Genomic DNA, 19,936 nt, shown 5'->3' on the forward strand with positions numbered 1-19,936 from the left:
ACTACCCCACAGGATGCCCGGCCTGTCGCCCTACAGCGCGGCGGCGTGCGTCCCTCCCCCGGTTCATGGACGCCGACGGCCAGCGCTGGCGCGCCGGGTCGGGAGGCCGCGCCGCAGTTCCGGATGCCCGGCCAGCATCCGCAGCAGGCGGGCATCCACGTGGCCACGGTCCTCGGCCCGCGCCTGCCCGCGGATACGCCCCGCGAGCGCGTCGAACTGGGGCCAGAACTGGGCCGGGTGGCGCAGGTGCGCCAGCCACGGCGACAGCATCGCGGACAGCCGGTCCAGCTCCCGGTCCAGCGCCGCCCGGTCGCGGGTCACGCCGGGCCCCTGGGCCACTGGACGTGCACCTCGTGGATGCCGCCGTCGTCGACCAGCGCCAGATCGAAACCCGGCTGAACCTGGCCGTCGACGCTGAGCCGGCCCGCCGAGCCGTCGACCTGCTCCACCGTGATCCGGTAGGCGCTGCCGCCGAAGCGGTACTGCATGCCGTAGCCGGGCCAGTCCGCCGGCAGGCACGGCTTCAGCGCCAGGCGCTCGCCGGTGCGGCGCAATCCCAGCAACGATTCCACCAGCAGCCGGTACATCCACCCGGCCGAACCGGTGTACCAGGTCCAGCCGCCACGGCCGACGTGCGGCGCCACGGCGTAGACATCGGCCGCCAGCACATACGGTTCGACCTTGTAGATCGCTGCCGCCGATGCATCCAGCGCATGGTTGACCGGGTTGATCATCTTCGCCAGTTCCCAGGCCCGGGCCGCATCGCCCTGGTGGGCGAACGCCATCGCCGCCCACACCGCCGCATGGGTGTACTGGCCACCGTTCTCGCGCACGCCGGGCACGTAGCCACGGATGTAGCCCGGATCCTTGGGCGTCTTGTCGAACGGCGGATCCAGCAGCTGTACCAGCCCTGCCTCCGGTCGCACCAGGTGGCGGTAGAGCGAGTCGAGCGCCTGCCGCGCGCGCTCCGGGCCGGCCGCGCCGGACAGCACCGACCAGCTCTGGGAGATCGAATCGATCCGGCATTCGTCGCCCTGCGCCGAACCCAGCGGCGTGCCATCGTCGAACCAGGCCCGCCGGTACCACTCCCCGTCCCAGGCGTGGGCTTCCAGGTTGTCGCGGAGTTGCACGGACTGCCCGGCGCACCAGTTGGCGAACTCCGCATCGCCGCGTTGCGCCGCCACCACGCCGAAGCGTTGCAGTGCCTCGTACAGGAAGAACCCCAGCCACACGCTCTCGCCGCGGTTGGCCTCGCCGACCCGGTTCATGCCGTCGTTCCAATCGCCGGTCGCGATCAACGGCAGGCCGCGACCGCCGACCAGGCCGCAGCCGCGCCGCAGCGCCAGCACGCAGTGCTGGTAGAGCGACTGCCGCAGCCGCGACGGCACCGGCAGGTCGTAATAGCCCTCTTCGTCGGGATTGACCGCACGCCCCTCGACGAAACCGACCTGCTCGTCGAGGACGCCGGCGTCGCCGCTCACCTCCAGGTAGAGGCAGGTGGCCAGCGGCAGCCACAGGTAGTCGTCCGAGCAGCGCGTGCGCACGCCGCGTCCCTGCGGCGGATGCCACCAGTGCATCACGTCGCCCTGCGGGAACTGATGCGCCGCGCTCAGCAGCAGGTGCTCGCGGGACAGCGCCGGGATCGCATGCACGGTGGCCATGCTGTCCTGCAGCTGGTCGCGGAACCCGAACGCCCCACCGGACTGGTAGTAGCCGCTGCGGGCGACATAGCGGCAGCCCAGGGTCTGGTACAGCAGCCAGCCGTTGGCCAGCGCATCGACCGCCGGATCGGGCGTGCTCACCTGCACGGTGGTCAACAGCCCGCGCCAGTGGATGCGCACCGCATCGAGCGCGTCGTGCGCCTGGCCGGCACCGGCCACCCGGCGCGCCAACTCCTGCGCCTCCGGGTAGTCGCGGCCGGCGCCCAGGCGGAACACCGTCTCCCGCGATTGCCCGTCGGCCAGGTCGATAGGCACCTGGATCGCCGCGCACGGATCCAGCCCCACGCCGAGGCGCCCGGAGAGGCGCTCGCGCTTCAACGCCGCCGGCCCGGACAGGCTGCCGTTGCGGCCGAGGAACTCGACCCTGTCGGTGGTCCAGCTGCAGTCCGCCGCATCGGTGTCGAAGAACGCCACCCGGCCGCCGAACTCGGTGTTGTAGGGGTTGCGCGCGAACAGCGCACCGCTGGCGGCGTCGCGCTCGCACACCACGTGCATCTGCGACTTCGAACGCAGGTCCCCCAGCACCCACTCGACGTACCCGGTGGCCGTCAGGCGCCGCGCGCGACCGGACAGGTTGCGCAGGCGCAGCACCGAGAACTTCACCGCGTCCTCGACCGCCACGTAGATCCACAGCTCGCTGGCGATGCCGTCCTCCTCGTGCTCGTGGACGGTGTAGCCGAAGCCGTGCCGGGTGCGGTAGGCGCCCCGCCCGCGGCACGGCAGCGGCATCGGCGACCACACCCGCCCGGTCTCCTCGTCACGCAGGTAGAACGCCTCGCCGCCGGTATCGGATACCGGATCGTTGTGCCAGGGCGTGAGCCGGAACTCGTGCGCGTTCTCGAACCAGGTGTAGCCCGGCGAACTTTCGCTGACCACCGTGCCCAGCCGGGGATTGGCCATCACGTTGGACCACGGCGCCGGGGTCGGCAGGCCCTCGCGGGAGACGACGATGTATTCGCGGCCGTCGGCGGCGAACGCGCCGAAGCCATTGTCGAACAGCATGCCGGCCGACAGCGGCAGGAACGGCCACGGATCATGCGCGCCATCGGGCGGCTCGCCGCCAGCGGCCGCGGGCGGCGGCAGGCCTGCGTCGGCCGAGGCGGGCGGTTCGACCGTGGCGGCGACCGGGCTTTCCGGCAGCTTCGCCGGCAGCGCGCGTTCGGGCGGCGCATAGCGGCCCATCTGCGCGGCCAGGGTGCCCAGCTCGTCGCTGACGATCACCCGCGCCACCGCCTGCAGCAATACCCGGTCCTCCTGCGACATCAGCTGCGCCGGCCGCACGAAGATGCCGCCGGGCAGGTCGAGCACGCTGGATTCCGGATCGGCCGAGACCATGCCCAGGATCTGGTCCTGCAGCTGCTGGCGGTAGCCGCTCTTGCTCTCGTTCCAGATCACCAGGTCCGCACGCAGGCCCTTGAGCCGCCAGTACGCATGCGCCTGCACCATCTGCCGGACCAGCTCGATGTTCTCGGCGTCGGTGATCTTCAGCAGCACGATCGGCAGGTCGCCGGAGATCGCATGCCCCCACAGGCCGGACTGGCCGCGCTGGTTCTGCAGCAGCACCTCCGGGTCGGCGCGCAGCAACGGGTTGGCGTACAGCACCAGGCCGGCCAGGCGTTCGTACAGCTGCGCCTCGGCCTGGCTGGCGTTGATCTGCCGGCGCACCACCTGGCTGTGGGTCCAGGCCAGGTCGAACACGCGGTCGGCCAGGCGCCGGTCGCGGTACTTGTCGACGAGGCCGGCGCAGGCCTCGCGATCGCCACCCACGCCGTAGACCATGTCGACCATCGCCGTCTGCCCAGGCTCCAGCGCGATCCGGCAGCGGATCGCCGCCACCGGATCGAGCACCGAGCCGTCGGTGTCGGACAGGCTGGCTTGCCCGGTCAGCGCATCCGGCGCGCGCGGGGTGTTGCCGCGGCCGAGGAAGCGCGCGCGGTCGGTCTCGTAGGAGATCTCGGTGATGTCGGCGTCGTGCACGGCGATCAGGTGGAACATCCACGGCGGCACCTCGTCGTGCGCGCGCGGCCGGCGGGTGCACAGCACGGCCTGCTTGGCGCGGACGATCTGCGTCTGCACGAACAGGTTGCTGAAGGCCGGATGCACCTCGTCGGAGATCGCCGGCGCCAGCACCACCTCGGCGTAGGTGGTGATCTCGATGGTGCGCGTGCGCCGGCTGCGGTTGCTCAGGCGCAGCCGGCGCAGCTCGATGTCGTCCTCGGCCGAGATCGCGATCTCCAGGTGGCTTTCATAGCCGTTCCTGGCGCCGCGGAACTCGACCTTGGCATCGGAGAAGATCGCCTCGTAGTGCTCCATCGCCACGCCGGTGGGCTGCGCCGCGGTGGACCAGAACTCGCCGCTCTCCACGTCGCGCAGGTAGCAGAACGTGCCCCACGGATCGCAGGTGCCGTCCTCGCGCCAGCGCGTGGTGGCCATGTCGCGGTGCCGGCTGTAGCCGCCGCCGGCGTGGGTGAGCATGGCGTGGTAGCGGCCGTTGGACAGCAGCTGCACCTCCGGCCGGGCGCTTGCCGGGTTGCGCAGGACCCGCAGCTGGGTCTCGGTCTCGCCCGACATGGCGCGCGCGCCCTGCACCTCGGCCTCGTGCGGATGGAACAGGCCGGTCTGCGGGATCCGCTCCTGCAACAGCAGCACGGTGGCCTGGAACTCGGCATCGGCCAGGAAGCGCCGCTGCATCGGCTGCCGCCGCAGCAGGTAGTCCAGCGCCAGCAAGCCCATGCCCTGGTGGTGGGCCATGAACGAACGGATCAGCACGCAGTCCTGGCCCGGCGGCACCCGCGCGGCCGTGTAGTCGATCGCCTCGTACATGCCGAACGCGCCGGAGAAACCAAGCGACTCCAGCCGCTGCAGGTTCTGGCAGGCCGCCTCCGGCGCCACCATCAGCGCCATCATGCTGGCGTATGGCGCGATCACCCGGTCCTGGGCCAGGCCGCGCTTGAGCCCCAGGCCCGGCACGCCGAACGCACGGTACTGGTAGTTCATCCGCGCATCGACCGCGTTGTAGCCGGACTCGGAGATGCCCCATGGCACCTCCAGGGTGCGGCCGTGCCTGATCTGCGCCTCCACCGCGTGCCGCGAGGTCTGGTCCAGCAGCGTGTCCGGATAGCTGGGCATCACCAATTGCGGCATCAGGTACTCGAACATCGAGCCGCTCCACGACAGCAGCGTCGCGTAGCCGTCGACCTCGGTCAGCAGCCGGCCCAGCGCGAACCAGCTTTCCTGCGGCAGCTGGCCCTGGGCGATGCCGACGAAGGTGCACAACCGCGCCTCTGAGGCGAGCAGGTCGTAGTAGCCGCTGTCCAGGCGGTGCTCGTCGAGGTTGTAGCCGATCGCCAGCAGGTGGCGGCCGCGGTCGTACAGGAACCCGTACTCCATCAGCGAGAACTGGCCGGCCAGGTGCGCCAGCCGCTCCAGCTGGTGGATGCGTTCGCGCGCGCGCATCCCGGCCGGCGATTGCGGCGACTGCGCGTGCAACGCGCGCAGCGTGGGGATGGGCTCGCTGGCGTCACCGGCGGCGAGGCGATCGCCGGCCAGCAGGCCGGGCATGAAGAACAGCAGTTCGGCATGCGCGTCCTGGCAGGCCTCCAGCAGCGCGGCCGGCCAGTGCCGCCGGCCGTCGACCGGAGCCAGGGCCGGCGGCCATGCGGCGAGGATCGCCTCGGCGTGCGCCATCAGTTGCGCCAGACGGCGCTCGGCCTGGCCGGCGGCCTGCGCGCGCAGCTCCACGGCCGGAGCGAGCGCCTCGCGGAAGCCGGACAGCGCGGCGGCGAGCGCATCGGCCTCCGCGCCCGTGGCCAGCGGCTGCCGGGCCAGCTCGTCTTCCAGCACGCCGAGCGTGTCGGCCAGGCCGTCGAAGGTATGCGGCGCCAGCACCGGTGCATCGGCCAGGGCCAGCAGGCCCTGGCGCAGGGTCAGCAGGTGGCCGGCCAGGTTGCCGCTGTCCACGGTGGAGATGTAGCGCGGCGGCAGCGGCTGCAGGGTCGCGGTGTCGTACCAGTTGCAGAAGTGTCCGCGGTGGCGCGGCAGTTCGTCCAGCGTGCCGAACACCCGCCGGGTGCGCTCCATCACCGCGCCCACCTGCGCGTAGCCGAAGTCGTACGCCGACAGGTTGGCCAGCAGCGACAGGCCGATGTTGGTCGGCGAGGTACGCCGCGCCACCACCAGCGACGGATGCTCCTGGATGTTGTCCGGTGGCAGCCAGTGGTCCTCGGCGCGCACGTAGGTCTCGAAGAAGGCCCAGGTGCGGCGCGCCAGGCGTCCGAGGAACGCCCGCTGCGTTCCGGTCAGTTGCGCGCCCTGCGTGCGCGGCGGCCAGCCCAGCCACGCCATCAGCCCAGGCGACAGCAGCCACAGCACCAGCACCGGCGCGGCCAGAGGCAGCACGCCCGGACGCGCGACCGCCAGCCAGGCCGCCACGCCAAGCGCCAACAGCGGCGCCAGCGCCATGCTGCGCCACTCGGCGCCGCGGTCGCGGCCCACGCTGCGCTCGACCTCGCTCGACGGGTTCCACTGCAGCAGGTGGCGGCGGCTGAGCAGCAGCCGCCACAGCGTGCGTGCGATCGCCAGCAGGTTCACCGAGGCCTCGTACGGCAGGCAGGCCAGCGTCACCACCGCGCGCAGCAGCTGGCGCAGGCTGTCCTTGCCCACCTGCGCCAGGTGCGCCTCCCAAGGCATGTCCAGCGGCAAGGCGGCGGCGTTGCGCAGCGCCTGCAGCAGCACCGGCAGCAGCCACAGGCCGAGCACCCACGCCATCCACGCCAGCGGCTGCGGCGACCACGCCCAGCCGAGCAGCAACAGCGCCACGGCCGCCGGCGCCACCAGGCTGCGGCGCAGGTTGTCCAGCAGCTTGCCGCGCGAGAGCCAGCTCAGCGGATTGCGCTCGAACCCGCCGCCACGGCGCGGCACCCAGGGCAGCAGCCACGGCAGCAGCTGCCAGTCGCCGCGGATCCAGCGCGCGCGGCGCTTGATGTCGGCGGCGTAGCGCTCGGGGTACTCCTCGTACAGGCGCACGTCGCTGACCAGGCCGGCACGCGCGTAGCAGCCTTCGAGCAGGTCGTGGCTGAGGATGCTGTTGTCCGGGAAGCGCTCGCCCAGCGCGTACTCGAACGCATCCACGTCGTAGATCCCCTTGCCGACGAACGACCCTTCGCCGAACAGGTCCTGGTACACGTCCGAGACGGTGCGCGTGTACGGGTCGATGCCCGGTTCGCTGCCGAACAGACGCGCATAGCGCGAACTGCGCCGGCCGCCGAGGCTGGTGCCCACGCTGGGCTGGAGGATGCCGTAGCCCTCCACCACCCGGCGCCGGGCCACGTCGAAGCGCGGCCGGTTGAGCGGATGGGCCAGGGTGGCGACGAACTCGCGCGCCGCGTCGCGCGGCAGGCGGGTGTCGGTATCCAGGGTGATGACGTAGCGCACCTGCGCCAGCGGCGCGGTCCGGCCGACCACGCGCACGAACGCGCCGCCGTCGCCCCCGCGCAGCAGCCGGTTGAGCGCGGCCAGCTTGCCGCGCTTGCGCTCGTGGCCCATCCAGCGGCGCTCGCGCGGGTTCCACTCGCGCGCCCGGTGCAGCAGGAAGAAGCGGTCGCCCTGCTCCGGCGCATAGCGCTCGTTGAGCCGCTCCACCTGGCGGCTGGCGTGCGCCAGCAGTTCGTCGTCGCCCGGCAGCGCCTGCCGGTCGGCGTCGAGGAAGTCGGTGAGCAGGGCGAAGTGCAACTGCGCGTCGCGGTTGGCGAGGAAGCGCACCTCCAGCCCTTCGACCAGCGCATCGATCGAAGCGGTGGTGGACAGCATGCTCGGCACCACCACCAGGGTCCGGAACTGCGCCGGGATGCCGTGCGAGAAGTCCATCCGCGGCAGTGGTCGTGGCGGCACGCGCAGGGTGGCCGTCCAGTTCACCAGGACGATGCCCAGCTCGCTGAACACCACCACCGCCAGCACCGCCGCCCACCACGGCGACAGCGGCCCGCTGCCGGCCGACAGCAGGCCCCAGGTGCTGATCGCGGTGATCACCGCGATCGGCAGCAGGTAGGCCGCCAGGCGCACCCGGCGCGGCGGCAGGCGCGCGTGCCGGTAACGCGGCGCCGCCGCGGCGACTTCGGCCTGGATCTGCACCACGCCGTCGTCGACCAGGTAGTAGCCCACGTGCGCGCGGCGGTCCTGCGGATCGACCTCGGCCACCGCCCCGGCCAGGCGCAGGGCGATGGCGGCCACCTCCGGCTCGGGCGCTCGGCTGCGCCGGGCGATCTCCTCCACCACGTGGCGGTAGGCGTCGCGGGTGCTGAAATCCATCCGCGCGTAGGTGCCGGCCGGATCCCCGCCCAGCGCCTGCTCGACCACGCTCATCTCTTCGACGAACAGGCGCCAGTCCATGGTGGCCAGGAAGCGCAGGCTGCCGATGCTGTTGCTGATCGAGACCTGGTCGGCGGCCTGCTGCTGGCTCTCGCCGTGGACCAGTTCCTCGATGCGGTGGCCGCCGTCGGCGGCCCACTGGTCCAGCCACGCCAGCGGCATCGCCAGCACCGAGCCCTGCCCCTGCAGCGCGCGGGTCAGTTCGGAGACGAACGCCCCGGTCAAAGGCGGCCGGGAGCGCGCCATGTCGGCGACCACCAGGACCACGTCCACCGGGTTCTCCGCGGCGGTGCGGTTGAGCGCCTCCACCCACAGGCTGGCCCGCTGCCGGTCGGCGCCATCGCGCATCACGCCGACGGCCATGCGCCGCAGGTTGTCGATCAGCGCCAGCCTGAGCATGATCGGCACCGCCCACAGCTCGCCCAGCTGCAGCGGCGTCACCTCCTGGTAGGCGGCGACGAAGCGGCCGATGGTGTCGGCGTCGATCCGGCCATCGCCATGGGCGATCGCCTGCAGCGAGAGGTCGTAGACCCGCGGCAGGCCGGCCGAGGGGCCCTGCGCCAGCGTCGGCAGCTGCTGGCTGTAGGCCTTGGGCAGGTGCCGGCGCGCGGTCTGGATCTGCTCCTGGACCAGGTAGAAGTTGTCCAGCAGCCATTCGCCGGCGGGCGTGATCCGCACGTCGTCCTGCACCAGCCGCGTGAGCAGGGTGCTGGCGTCGTCCAGCACGCGTTCGTTCTCCTGCAACCTCTCCAGCAGCCGCACCGGCCCGGGCCGCGGCTGCAGGCGATGGGCCTGCGCCAGCACGCGCCCGTGCAGCTCCATCTGCTCGACGTTGTACAGCGCCGCGCGCAACGGCTGCTCGATCGCAGGTGCCTGCGCGGCGGCGCGACGGATGCGCCAAACGCGCCGCAGGCGACGGCGCAAGCGCAGCCAGCGACCGAACATCCGCTGCGACGGTGACATGGTGCGTCCGTGGGGAACGAGGCACCGGCCTCGGCACCCATCCTTGCACCGGCGCGGGGACACCGGCGTGAACGCGGCAGAGGGTGGCGCGCCGGCGCCGGACATGAACGGCGACGTGGCGCCGGTTTGCTATTCGGCCGCGATCGGCCTACCGTGGCCGTGCTGAGTTACAAGGGTCACTCGAATCCGTGACCCGATGCCGTCGATCAAGATCCACTGCACCGTTGCACCCATTCCCTCCTTGCAGCCAGCTCCCCGCCGCCCAAGCGGCTCTTTTCCATGCTCCAAGGAGATATACACATGTCCCAGACCCAGACCGGCACCGTGAAGTGGTTCAACGACGCCAAGGGCTTCGGCTTCATCACCCCGGAAAGCGGCCCGGACCTTTTCGTCCACCACAATTCCATCCAGTCCTCGGGCTTCCGCAGCCTGCAGGAAGGCCAGCGCGTGCAGTTCGTCGCCGTGCAGGGCCAGAAGGGCATGCAGGCCGACCAGGTCCAGGCGCTCTGATCCAGGCCCTCACCGGCTGATGGACGTGCAAGGCCCGCGAAAGCCGGCCTTGCGCAAGAAGAGCCCGGCGCATGCCGGGCTTTTTTTGTTGCCCGATGCCCCGCGCCGGCCACCCGGCCGGCCAGCCCACCGTCCTCATTCCAGCTGCGCCGGGATACCCCGCGCGCGATCGCGGCTGTAGTCGATGCGCAGCGCCCGACAGTAAGGCCCGTTCATGACGAAGCGCCGGCATACGTCCGGACGCTGCGCGTAGATGCTGCAGTTCATGTGCTCGTGGTCCAGCGCCACGCACCAGCCGGAGGCATCATGGTCCATGGCTTTGCCTCCGTTCGGCAGTGGCACGGTCAGGTGCTCGGGGATGTCGTCTTCCGGCTGCAGCACCACAGTCAACCGGCAGCACACCGCCACGCAGCGCTCGCACTGGGTGGTCGGCGCCGGCAGCGGCAGGCGGCTCATGCGGCCACCGCGCCGGCGCGGCGCGCGTGCAGCGGCCGCCAGCCCGGGTCGCCGGCGGAGACAGGATCGTCGTGGATCGGGCAAGCGGCCATGGGCTCTCCCGTCAGCGCCATCCCGCCGGGGCGGGACGGGTCACGCATGGAAGGGAGCGAAGCGGAGGGCCGGGTAACAGCGGGCCTGGCCTGCGGGACGCGCGCGGCAGCAACGGAGCCTGCGGGGCCATGCTACTCCACGCGCGTGACGCCGCGGTCGCCGCCTCACCGGCGTGCACCGGCGGACCGCGCATCGGCGCCGGGCAGCGCCGCGCGGGCGTTGCGGTGGCCGGTCCCGGCCGTGGCCCATGCCAGCGCGCCCAGCCCGAGGGTGGCGCAGGCCACCGACGCGACCAGGATGCCGAGCTTGGCCGAAGCCAGGCTGCCGGCGTCGAACGCCAGGTCGGCGATGAACAGCGCCATCGTGAACCCGATCCCGGTGAGCACGCTGCCGGGCAGCAACAACCGCCAGGGCAGGCTGGGCGGGCGGATCGCGATCCCCGTGCGCACCGCGGCGACCGCGAACAGCGCCACGCCTGCCGGCTTGCCGAGCACGAACGCCGCCGCCACCGCCAGCGCCAGGCCGCCATCGACCGCGAGGCCGCGCAGCGGCACGCCCGCGTTGGCGAGGGCGAACAGCGGCAGCACCGCGAACGCGACCCAGGGATGCAGCGCCAGCTCGAGCCGTTCGATCGGCGACAGCGCCTCGCGCGTGGCGATGCCGGCGCGGCTGAGGTCGTGGCGCGCCATCGCGTTGCCACCCCAGCGCTCGTCGAGCGGACGCGCGGTGACCCGGTCGAGGATGGCGCGCAGGCGCGTGTCGCTGACCCAGCGGCGCGACGGCGCCAGCAGGCCGAGGATGACGCCGGCCACGGTGGCATGGAGGCCGGACCGGTCCAGCGCCACCCACAGGCCCACGCCGAGCGCGACGTAGATCGACATGCCACGCACGCCCATCCGGCCCAGGGCCACGATCGCCCCGACGGTGCCCGCCGCCAGCGCCAGCGCGATCGCGTCCAGCGGCCCGCCGTAGCCCACCGCCACCACCAGCACCGCGCCGACGTCGTCGAAGATGGCCAGCGAGAGCAGGAACAGCCGCAGGCTGCCGGGAATGCGCGAGCCGAGCACCGCCAGGCAGCCGATCACGAAGGCCGTGTCGGTGGACATCACCGTGCCCCACCCGCGCGCCTGCGGTCCCGGCTCCACCAGCATCAGGAACACGCCCACCGGGACCAGCATGCCGCCCAGCGCCGCGGCCATCGGCAGAGCCGCCACGCGCGGGTTGCGCAGCTCACCCAGCACCAGCTCCCGTTTCAGCTCGAGCGAGATGACGAAGAAGAACAACGTCATCAGCCCGTCGTTGATCCAGTGCTGGAGCGAGCGGCTCGTCTCCAGCGCCCCCGACGCTCACGCCGACCGGCAGCTGCCACAGGCCGATGAAGGCCTGCGACCACGGGCTGTTGGCCAGGGCCAGGGCGGCGGCGGTGCTCGCCAGAAGCACCACCCCGGCCATCGCCTCGACGCGCACGAAATAGAGGAACGGCCTCGCGAGCCGGTCGACCGAGGCGTACGGCAGGCGCGAGAGGTCCTCGCCGCGGGTGGCGCGCGTGCCGGAACCGCGAAGGCGCGCCCGCATGTGCTGCTCCCTGGCGACGGAATCGCCGCTGGCGCCAGCATGGCGCGGCGTGGATGACGCGCACGTGATCCGGCGCCGGCCACGCCGCCCACGCGCACGCCCCCGCGCGCCAGCGCCCTCGCGCGCGCTGGTCTAGACTGCATTCCTTTCCACGTCCCCACCCGCTGCCGTCAGGCCGCGCACGACGCGTGGGCCTTCCTGTTTCGAGGACACCGCGTGCCGCCCTTCAAGGAAACCGAGACGACGCACACCCCCGACAGCGAGCGCGTGCGCCGGGCGATGGCCGCCGGCGTGATCGTCGGCACCTGGTCGTGGGACGTGGCCCGGGACCGCCTGCACATCGACGAATCCCTCGCCCATGCCCTGGGCCTGGACCCGGCGCTGGCGCGTGGCCCGGTGTCCCTGGACCACGTGGTGGGCGCGATCCACCCCGACGACCAGGCCGGGCTGGAAGCGGCGATCGCCGCGGCGATCCGGCGCGGCGGCCGCTACGTGCACCAGTACCGCGCGCGCGGCGCCGACGGCGCCTACCGCTGGCTCGAGGCGATCGGCCGGGTCGAGCTGGATCCGGACGGCCGCGCGGTCGCCTTCCCCGGCGTGCTGATCGACATCGGCGAACGGCGCCGGCTCGAGGCCGAGCGCGACCAGGCCCAGACCCTGCTGCGCTCCTTCGTCGAGGCGATGCCCGGCGTGGTCTACGCCAAGGACCGCCAGGGCCGGCTGCTGATCGGCAACCGCGGCACCACCGAGCTGATCGGCCGGCCGCCGGAGGCCTATGTCGGCCGCACCGACGCCGAACTGCTCGCCGACCCGGCGCAGGCCGCCGCGGTGATGGCCGCCGACGCGCGGGTGATGGCCAGCGGCCAGGCCGAGCAGCTGGAGGAGGAAGTGAGCTTCCCCGACGGCCGGCGCGCCACCTGGCTGTCGACCAAGGCGCCGCTGCGCGATGCCGACGGCACCGTGGTCGGCCTGGTCGGCACCTCGCTGGACATCACCGAGCGCAAGGCCGCCGAACAGCGCCAGCGCGAGACCGAGGAGCGCTACCGGCTGGTCGCGCACGCGACCAACGACGCCATCTGGGACTGGCGCATGGCCGATGGCCACGTGATCTGGAACGAGGCCCTGACCACCCTGTTCGGGCACGCCCGCGCCGAGACCAGCGCGCAGTGGTGGCTGGAGCACATCCATCCCGACGACCGCGCCCGCATCGATGCCGACATCCACGCGGTGATCGACGGCACCGGCAGCACCTGGACCGGCGAATACCGCTTCCGCCGCGCCGACGGCAGCTATGCCGCCGTGCTCGACCGCGGCACCGTGCTGCGCGACGACGCCGGCGCGCCGCTGCGCATGATCGGGGCGATGTTCGACCTGACCGAACGCAAGCAGGCCGAAGCCGCCCTGGCCGAGCGCGAGGAGCGCCTGCGCCTGGCCACCGACGCCGGCGACATGGGCTTCTGGGACGTGGACCTGGTCAACGACCTGCTGGTCTGGCCGCCGCGGACCAAGGCCATGTTCGGCATCTCCGCGCACGTGCCGGTGTCGATGCGCGACTTCTACGAAGGCCTGCACCCGGAGGACCGCGAACGCACCAGCGCCGCGTTCGACGCGGCGATCGACCCGGGCCGGCGCGCGCTCTACGACGTGGAGTACCGCACCGTCGGCAAGGAAGACGGCGTCGTGCGCTGGGTCGCGGCCAAGGGCCGCGGCCTGTTCGAGGGCGATGCCTGCGTGCGCGTGGTGGGAGTGGTGATCGACGTCACCGCGCGCAAGTGCGCTGAGGCGCAGCTGCAGGAACTCAACGAGCGCCTGGAGCACCGCGTGGCCGAGGAGGTGGCCGGCCGCCTGCAGGTGGAGGAAGCGCTGCGGCAGAGCCAGAAGATGGAAGCGGTGGGCCAGCTCACCGGCGGCATCGCCCACGACTTCAACAACATGCTCGCCGCGGTGATCGGCCCGCTCGACCTGCTGGCCGCGCGCATGGGCGACGACGACCCGCGCGCGCGCCGCTACGTGGACCTGGCCATCGACGGCGCGCGCCGCGCCGCCCTGCTCACCCAGCGGCTGCTGGCGTTCTCGCGCCAGCAGCCGCTGCAGCCGGTGGCGCTTGACGCCAACCGCCTGGTCGCCGGCATGTCCGACCTGCTGGTGCACTCGCTGGGCAGCAGCGTGCGCCTGGAGACCGTGCTCGGCGCCGGCCTGTGGTGGACCCACGCCGACGCCAACCAGCTGGAGAACGTGATCCTCAACCTGGTGGTCAACGCGCGCGACGCGATGCCCGACGGCGGCCGCCTCACCGTGGAGACCGCCAACTGCCACCTCGACCACCGCTACGCCGCCGAACAGGTCGGCGTGCCGGAAGGCCAGTACGTGATGATCGCGGTGACCGACACCGGCACCGGCATGCCGCCGGAGGTGATCGCCAAGGCGTTCGATCCGTTCTTCACCACCAAGCAGGTCGGCCGCGGCACCGGCCTGGGGCTGTCGCAGGTGTACGGCTTCGTCAAGCAGTCCGCCGGCCACGTCAAGATCTACTCAGAGCTCGGCCAGGGCACCACGGTGAAGGTGTACCTGCCGCGACTGCTGCGGCATTCGCCGGCGCAGTCGGCCGGCGAGGCCACGGGCACCGCCTCGCCGCTGCCGCTGGGCGATTCCGGCGAAGTGGTGCTGGTGGTGGATGACGAGCCGGCGGTGCGCGAGTTCTCCGTGCATGCACTCACCGAGCTGGGCTACCGCGTGCTGGAGGCCGAGGGTGCCGACGCGGCCCTGCGCCTGCTCGAGGCCCATGCCGAAATCACCCTGCTGTTCACCGACGTGGTGATGCCCGGCCTCAACGGCCGCCAGCTCGCCGACCGCGCCCGCGAACGCCGCCCGGACCTGAAGGTGCTGTTCACCACCGGCTACACCCGTAATGCAGTCGTCCACAACGGCGTGCTCGATCCGGGCGTGCACCTGGTGGGCAAGCCGTTCACGGTGGAGGAACTGGCGCAGCGGGTGCGCGCGGTGCTCGACGAGGCCGCGCCGGCGCGCTAGCGGAGCCACACGGACTGTCTCCGGAGAGCGCGCCCGGCGCGCGCGCGCAGGACCGCGACCGGCGCCCGCCGCGTTCGACCGGCGCGGGACGATGCGCGCCACGACGGCGCCGCGCACCCCGCTCAACCGCGCGCTAGCGGCTGCTGTCGGCGTCCGGCTTCGGCCGCGGATGCGGACGGTGGTCTCCACCGACCGGCCGGTCGTGGCCGCCCTGCTCGCGGCGCACCGTCTCCTCGCCCGGCGAGGGCTGGCTGCGCTGCCGTTCCATCGCCTGGTCCTGCTGCTGCTCGGCCGTCTCCTGCCGCCGCGCGGCCTCGCCGTCGTTCGTACCGTCCCTGGCGGATGACCCGTCGCCATCGCCGCCGCGCCTGCCCCGTGGCATCGCCATGTCCGCACTCCTTCGAAAGGGCGGCGCGCACCGCCCGGATGCATCGAGCCTAGGCCGCGCTGCGTGAAGGCAGCGGGTGCGGCGTGGGCGGCGGCGCCCGGCAACACCGGCGCCATCCACGACTGGCGTGCTACGCGATCCACGCGCCCTGCCCGGCGCCATGCCTGGCCCGCGCTCAGTCGCCTTCCTCCAGCCCGGCATGCCAGTCCGCGTACGGCGTGTTGGCGACCATGCGCCGGTTGAAATCCGGTGCGCCGTCGTCCCACCACACCGGACCGCGCTCGCCGAGCGCGACCTTGGCCGATTGCACCGCCGCGCGCGCCAGGGCCAGTGCATCGGCATCATCGCTGCGCAGCGCACTGCGTACGGCGCGGCGCGCGACCATCAGCCGGTCGACCTCGCGCTGGCGTGTTCCTGGATCGAGGCCCGGATCGCTGGCGCGCCACAGGCGGCCGCGCACGACCAGGTAACGCCTGTCCGGCGTGAGCAGCGGCGCGGCCATTCAGCCAGCGCTGCGTCGCGCCTCACGGCCGCGGTGTGTCATCGGCTTCCTCGACGCCGTCGCCATCGTCATTGGGCGCGTCGGCGTTCTCGGCCTCCTCCGGCGAACGCGTCTCCTGCGCGCCGGTGCCGTACTCCGAATCATTGGCGGGCTGGTGCGCATCGGCGGTGGGCGCGGGATTCTCGCCGCTGCAGGCGGCCAGCAGGGCCAACCCCAGCAGCAGCATCGGCATTCGCAACACGGACCACGCAATCATCGGCACATCCTCCAGTCCTGGCATCGGCGCCCGCGCACAGGGGCCCGATGCGGTGGCGCAGCGATCGTGCGCGCGTGCCTCTCAACGCCGCGTGAGCGTGCGCACGCGACGAAGTGTGAGCGCACGACAACCGCCTGCGTTTTTTTCACGCTCCCTTCGGCCCGCAGGGGGAAGAATCACGTTCCCGCACACGCACCGGCCATCCGCCGACGCGATCCGCCGCGGCATCCCTGCCGCGCCTGGCGCGGCCCACCGATCCCCGAAACGATCCCCGAGGAGAACACCCATGGCCCGGAAAACCGATCCCGCGCAGGTCACCGAACTGCTGCTGCAGGCACTGGAGACCGAACGCGGCGGCATCCAGATCTACACCGCCGCGATAGCCGCCGCGCAGAACGAAGACCTGAAGAAGGAATGGGGCGAGTACCTGGAAGAGACCCGCACCCACGAGCAGGTGCTCACCCGCGTATTCCAGGAACTGGGCATGGACACCGAGGCGCAGAGCCCCGGCCGCGCCGTGGTCGCGCACATGGGTGAATCGCTGGTGGCGGCGATCAAGATGGCGATGGCCAAGGCCGACCCGGCCGCGGCCGAGCTGGTGGCCGCCGAATGCGTGGTCCTGGCCGAGACCAAGGACCACCAGAACTGGGAACTGATCGGCCGCGTCGCCGAACAGGGCGGGCCGCACGCCAAGGCGCTCAAGGCCGCGCACGAGGCGGTGGAACAGGACGAGGACCACCACCTCTACCACACCAAGGGCTGGTGCCGGGAACTGTGGATCCAGAGCCTGGGCATGCCCGCGGTGCTGCCGCCGCCGGAGGAGGAGAAGAACGTCGAGACCGCCATCGGCGCGGCGCGCGCCGAGAACGCGCGCGGCGACTACCTGTGACCGGCACGCCCGGCGCATCGTCGGCACCGGCGCAGGGAACGCGCCGGGACGACGACGCCGGCCGCCGCGGCGAACAGACCGGCAAGCACGACGCCGAGGAGCGCAACGACCCGGCGGTGCAGCCGGGCGCGCGCGAGGGCAAGCCGGATCCGGAAGGCGAGGCGCCGCCCACGTCCGGGCGTTGACGCACCCGGCGGCGAGGAGCCACCGGTCGCCGGCGCCACCCGGATCCGACAAGCTCCCGAAGACCGGGGGGCGGCAGCACCCGCCGTGCCGCCGCCGGCACCTCCATGGTATAACGTCCGTTATTACATCCGCGGACCCCGCCATGAAGCTCAAGATCACCGCCATCGGCAACTCGGCCGGCGTCATCCTGCCCAAGGAACTGCTCGCCCGCCTGCGCGTGGACAAGGGCGACGAACTGCACGCGCTGGAAACCCCCGACGGCATCCGCCTGACCACCTACGACCCCGTGCTGGCCGCGCAGATGGAAGTGGCCGAACAGGTGATGCGCGAACACCGCGACCTCCTGCGCAAGCTGGCGCAGTAGGGCCGGCGCCATGATCGTCTGGATCGAACGGTCGCTGGCCCTGGCCATCCACGAGCGCCAACTCGCCCAGCACGGCGGCGGCGTCGGCGTGCGCGACGAAGCCCTGCTCGACTCCGCCCTTGCCCGGCCACGGCAGCTGCTGGCCTCCGGTGATCCGCCGCCCGACCTGGCCTCGCTCGCCGCCGCCCTGGCCTACGGCCTGGCACGCAACCACCCGTTCGTGGACGGCAACGAACGCACCGCGCACGTCTGCTACTTCGTGTTCCTGCTGCTCAATGACGCCCGGCTCGAGGCCAGCCTCGAAGAGATGTACGTACAGATGATCGCGCTGGCCGAAGGCAGCCTGGACGAAGCCACGTTCGCCGACTGGCTGCGCGCGCGCATCGTCGTGACCCATGGCGGCCAGGTGCAGGAGAAGCGGGCCGGCTACCGGCGCTGATCCACCCCCGCCGCCGCGGCCTCCACGCCGCCCGCGCGGCGCACCGCTCAGCCCCCGACCAGCGCCACGCGCAGCGGCGCCAGGTCCTCGCCCGACACCGGCCGCACCACGCGCGCCAGCTCCTGTCCGTCATGCAGCACGACCAGGGTCGGCCACCGCTTGACCTTGAACGAGCGGCCCAGCGGCTGGCCGCGGCCGTCCTCGATCTTCAGGTGCCCGAGCAGCGGATGTTCGGACGCCAGCACCTCGATCGCCGCCTGCGCACGCTGGCAGTGCGGGCACCACGGCGCACCGAACTCCAGCAGCAGCACGCCTTCGCGCGCGTCCACCTCCGCGCGGGACGGCTCGGTTTCCAGGTAGCGGTCGGTGTAGGGCATCGCGGGCTCGGCGGCGGCTGTCGCGGCCACGCTCGCACAGGCGGTGTGGCTGCTTCGTGACGCAGCGGGCGTCCTCGCCGTCAGGGCCGCGCGTAACCACCTTCGCGCTGCGCACGGATCGCCAGCACCAGCGCCGTTTCGATCACCTGCAGGTAGCGATACAGCGCCACGTAGCCGTGCGCGTCGCGGCCGATCAGCAGTTCACGCCGATCGTCGCCGGCCGGGCGGCCGATCAGCGGATTGCCGTCCAGCACATCGAGCGCGCCGATGATCTGCGCCACCCGGGCGTCGGCATCGGCGACCTCGTGCTGGCGCAGGTGCGCGACGATCCGGTCGAGGTCGTCACGGCCGGCACCAGCGCGATCCGCGCCACGTCAGCGGGCCTGCTTCCTGGCCGCTGGCCGCTTGGCGGGCTTGCCGGCGAGGCGCTGCCTGAGCCAGGCGCGCGCGTCCTCCCACGGGATGCTCTCGCCGGTTTCCAGGAACCCGGCATAGCGCTGGTCGGCCAGCGCATGGAAATCCGCGCATTGCTCGGCCAGGTCCACCTTCTCGGCGATCGCCTCGAGGATGAAGTTGTGCGAGGTGGTGCCGGCCGCCTCGGCCGCCTTGGCGATACGCGCCTTGAGCGCTTCGGGCAGGCGGATGGTGGTGGTGCTCATGCGGAACTCCCGGCGGTGGAGGTTGGGGGCAATGTCGCACATGTATGAGACAAGCGGCCGCAGGCGAGTGCCGCGGCGGGCGATGGGAGGGCGGTCACCCGTGGCACCCGCTCATGCACCCATCCTTGCTTGCAGGCGACCAAGACGATGCGTGCGGATTACGCATGGTGCAAACAAAGAAGGCCGCCCGGAGGCGGCCTTCCCGATGACACCTGCGTGCCGCTCTCAGGCCGGCACGCCCTCCACCACCACCGTCTCGCGGCGGCCGCGGTTGAAGCGCGCCGACAGCATCTGCCGCAGGCCGTCCAGGCCGGTGCCCTTGCCGGCGACCTTGAGTACCGCGTAGCCCTCCAGCGACGCGGTCATCAGGTCGCTGCCCACCGCCATCTCGGTGTCCTCGAGCAGCTCCTGCAACCGGTCCAGGCGCTGGCGGCGCGGACGCAGCGCGTCGAGCGTGGCCAGGTCGCGGCGGTAGGACTCCAGGTCGAAGTTGCGCGGCAGCACCTCGGCGTTCTGGCTGAAGGCCACCACCGCCTGGCGGCAGAACGCTTCGGACTTGTGGCCCATCTTGGTCAGGCCGCGGCGCGACTCCGGGTCCAGCCCGAGCAGCGGAGTGAGATGGGTCTCCAGCGTGGCCAGCGCCGCGTCGATCGCGGCCAGGGACTCGGCGGACAGCTCCAGGTCGATCAGGTTCTGGGTCATGGTTACGGCTTCCTTGTCAGTGGGGCCGGGCTGATTGCCGGCGCGCACACGGTCCTCCGGAGGCCCTGCCCCCACCATCGGGCCGATGCCCGGGGCCGTGTAGGAAAACTCCCACGCGTGGGGTAGGAAAAGCCGCGGGCGGGGTAGGAAAACCGGCCAGCCGGCGTAGGAAAAATACCCATACGGGATCGGAAAACCGGCCGATCCGCATCGGAACGCCGGCCGGACGGGCGTCGGATGCTGCCGCGGCAAGCCTGGGATACCCGCATCCCCGGCACCGGACGCCGGCGCGGCGCCGCGGGTGCCCTGCCCGCCCCGCACGACCGGCACCCGGGTTTCCGGCCCCTCAACTGGTTTCATCCGCGCCGTTCGCAAGGCTCGGAGCCTTGCGCGCAAGGCCTGGAACGTTGCGCGCAAGGCGTCGAGGCTTGCGTGCAACGGCTAGAGGCTTGCGGGCAAG

The 19,936-nt window shown here is 72.2% G+C and carries 17 protein-coding genes and 1 pseudogene; 6 read left to right on the forward strand and 12 right to left on the reverse strand.

Features of this window, described 5'->3' with window-relative positions:
• Nucleotides 1-63 precede the first annotated feature (63 nt).
• Together ABKA19_RS08305 and ABKA19_RS08310 are read right to left on the reverse strand one after the other, a co-directional pair.
• On the reverse strand, nt 64-339 hold the full coding sequence (locus tag ABKA19_RS08305; RefSeq protein WP_353688497.1) for a hypothetical protein: 276 nt from the start codon (nt 337-339) through the stop codon (nt 64-66).
• A complete protein-coding gene (locus ABKA19_RS08310; protein ID WP_502945741.1) occupies nt 318-9,050 on the reverse strand; it encodes a glycoside hydrolase family 94 protein in 8,733 nt (2,910 codons plus the stop codon). The genes ABKA19_RS08305 and ABKA19_RS08310 overlap by 22 nt, the downstream gene beginning before the upstream one ends.
• A gap of 300 nt (nt 9,051-9,350) precedes the next feature.
• Here ABKA19_RS08310 and ABKA19_RS08315 point away from each other — a divergent pair, with 300 nt between their 5' ends.
• On the forward strand, nt 9,351-9,560 hold the full coding sequence (locus tag ABKA19_RS08315; protein WP_353688498.1) for a cold-shock protein: 210 nt from the start codon (nt 9,351-9,353) through the stop codon (nt 9,558-9,560).
• A 135-nt stretch (nt 9,561-9,695) separates the two neighbouring features.
• Here the strand turns inward: ABKA19_RS08315 and ABKA19_RS08320 are convergent, their stop codons facing one another.
• The 3 genes from ABKA19_RS08320 to ABKA19_RS08330 all read right to left on the reverse strand — a co-directional run bounded on the left by ABKA19_RS08320 (nt 9,696) and on the right by ABKA19_RS08330 (nt 11,684).
• Nucleotides 9,696-10,016 (reverse strand): YkgJ family cysteine cluster protein, encoded by a 321-nt coding sequence (locus ABKA19_RS08320; protein ID WP_353688499.1) that lies wholly within the window; start codon nt 10,014-10,016, stop codon nt 9,696-9,698.
• Between the two features lie 257 nt (nt 10,017-10,273).
• The gene (gene nhaA, locus ABKA19_RS08325) at nt 10,274-11,398 is read right to left on the reverse strand and encodes a Na+/H+ antiporter NhaA (protein WP_353688500.1); all 1,125 of its coding nucleotides are present in this window, start codon (nt 11,396-11,398) and stop codon (nt 10,274-10,276) included.
• Nucleotides 11,340-11,684, reverse strand: a complete 345-nt coding sequence (locus tag ABKA19_RS08330; protein ID WP_353688501.1) for a Na+/H+ antiporter NhaA — start codon at nt 11,682-11,684, stop codon at nt 11,340-11,342. Before ABKA19_RS08330 ends, nhaA begins: the two co-directional genes overlap by 59 nt.
• Nucleotides 11,685-11,900: 216 nt before the next feature.
• On the opposite strand from ABKA19_RS08330, the gene ABKA19_RS08335 reads away from it, so the two are divergent.
• Nucleotides 11,901-14,714 carry a PAS domain-containing protein gene (locus ABKA19_RS08335; RefSeq protein WP_353688502.1) on the forward strand — a complete coding sequence of 938 codons (2,814 nt, stop codon included), beginning with the start codon at nt 11,901-11,903 and terminating at the stop codon, nt 14,712-14,714.
• A gap of 133 nt (nt 14,715-14,847) precedes the next feature.
• Here the strand turns inward: ABKA19_RS08335 and ABKA19_RS08340 are convergent, their stop codons facing one another.
• The 3 genes from ABKA19_RS08340 to ABKA19_RS08350 form a co-directional block, all read right to left on the reverse strand.
• The gene (locus tag ABKA19_RS08340) at nt 14,848-15,102 is read right to left on the reverse strand and encodes a hypothetical protein (RefSeq protein WP_353688503.1); all 255 of its coding nucleotides are present in this window, start codon (nt 15,100-15,102) and stop codon (nt 14,848-14,850) included.
• A gap of 175 nt (nt 15,103-15,277) precedes the next feature.
• Complete coding sequence (locus tag ABKA19_RS08345) at nt 15,278-15,604, reverse strand: hypothetical protein (protein ID WP_353688504.1); 327 nt, start codon at nt 15,602-15,604, stop codon at nt 15,278-15,280.
• Nucleotides 15,605-15,626: 22 nt separating this feature from the next.
• Nucleotides 15,627-15,860, reverse strand: coding sequence for a hypothetical protein (locus ABKA19_RS08350; RefSeq protein WP_353688505.1), 234 nt, complete (start codon nt 15,858-15,860; stop codon nt 15,627-15,629).
• A gap of 286 nt (nt 15,861-16,146) precedes the next feature.
• Between ABKA19_RS08350 and ABKA19_RS08355 the strand changes: the two genes are divergently transcribed.
• The 4 genes from ABKA19_RS08355 to ABKA19_RS08370 all read left to right on the forward strand — a co-directional run bounded on the left by ABKA19_RS08355 (nt 16,147) and on the right by ABKA19_RS08370 (nt 17,738).
• Complete coding sequence (locus tag ABKA19_RS08355) at nt 16,147-16,749, forward strand: hypothetical protein (protein WP_353688506.1); 603 nt, start codon at nt 16,147-16,149, stop codon at nt 16,747-16,749.
• Complete coding sequence (locus ABKA19_RS08360) at nt 16,746-16,934, forward strand: hypothetical protein (RefSeq protein WP_353688507.1); 189 nt, start codon at nt 16,746-16,748, stop codon at nt 16,932-16,934. Before ABKA19_RS08355 ends, ABKA19_RS08360 begins: the two co-directional genes overlap by 4 nt.
• Before the next feature lie 143 nt (nt 16,935-17,077).
• Nucleotides 17,078-17,299 carry an AbrB/MazE/SpoVT family DNA-binding domain-containing protein gene (locus ABKA19_RS08365; RefSeq protein ID WP_162378488.1) on the forward strand — a complete coding sequence of 74 codons (222 nt, stop codon included), beginning with the start codon at nt 17,078-17,080 and terminating at the stop codon, nt 17,297-17,299.
• A gap of 10 nt (nt 17,300-17,309) precedes the next feature.
• On the forward strand, nt 17,310-17,738 hold the full coding sequence (locus ABKA19_RS08370; RefSeq protein WP_353688508.1) for a type II toxin-antitoxin system death-on-curing family toxin: 429 nt from the start codon (nt 17,310-17,312) through the stop codon (nt 17,736-17,738).
• A gap of 47 nt (nt 17,739-17,785) precedes the next feature.
• Here ABKA19_RS08370 and ABKA19_RS08375 read toward each other — a convergent pair whose 3' ends face one another.
• The 4 genes and pseudogenes from ABKA19_RS08375 to ABKA19_RS08390 all read right to left on the reverse strand — a co-directional run bounded on the left by ABKA19_RS08375 (nt 17,786) and on the right by ABKA19_RS08390 (nt 19,476).
• On the reverse strand, nt 17,786-18,115 hold the full coding sequence (locus ABKA19_RS08375; protein ID WP_353688509.1) for a thioredoxin family protein: 330 nt from the start codon (nt 18,113-18,115) through the stop codon (nt 17,786-17,788).
• Between the two features lie 80 nt (nt 18,116-18,195).
• Nucleotides 18,196-18,447, reverse strand: a pseudogene (locus ABKA19_RS08380) (type II toxin-antitoxin system RelE/ParE family toxin); the annotation flags it as partial.
• Between the two features lie 42 nt (nt 18,448-18,489).
• Nucleotides 18,490-18,774, reverse strand: a complete 285-nt coding sequence (locus ABKA19_RS08385) for a ribbon-helix-helix protein, CopG family (protein WP_353688510.1) — start codon at nt 18,772-18,774, stop codon at nt 18,490-18,492.
• Between the two features lie 225 nt (nt 18,775-18,999).
• Nucleotides 19,000-19,476, reverse strand: coding sequence for a hypothetical protein (locus ABKA19_RS08390; protein WP_353688511.1), 477 nt, complete (start codon nt 19,474-19,476; stop codon nt 19,000-19,002).
• Nucleotides 19,477-19,936 lie beyond the last annotated feature (460 nt).

Origin of the sequence: Pseudoxanthomonas sp. Soil82 (assembly GCF_040446535.1) — a bacterium.
GTDB classification, from domain to species: Bacteria; Pseudomonadota; Gammaproteobacteria; order Xanthomonadales; family Xanthomonadaceae; genus Pseudoxanthomonas; species Pseudoxanthomonas kaohsiungensis.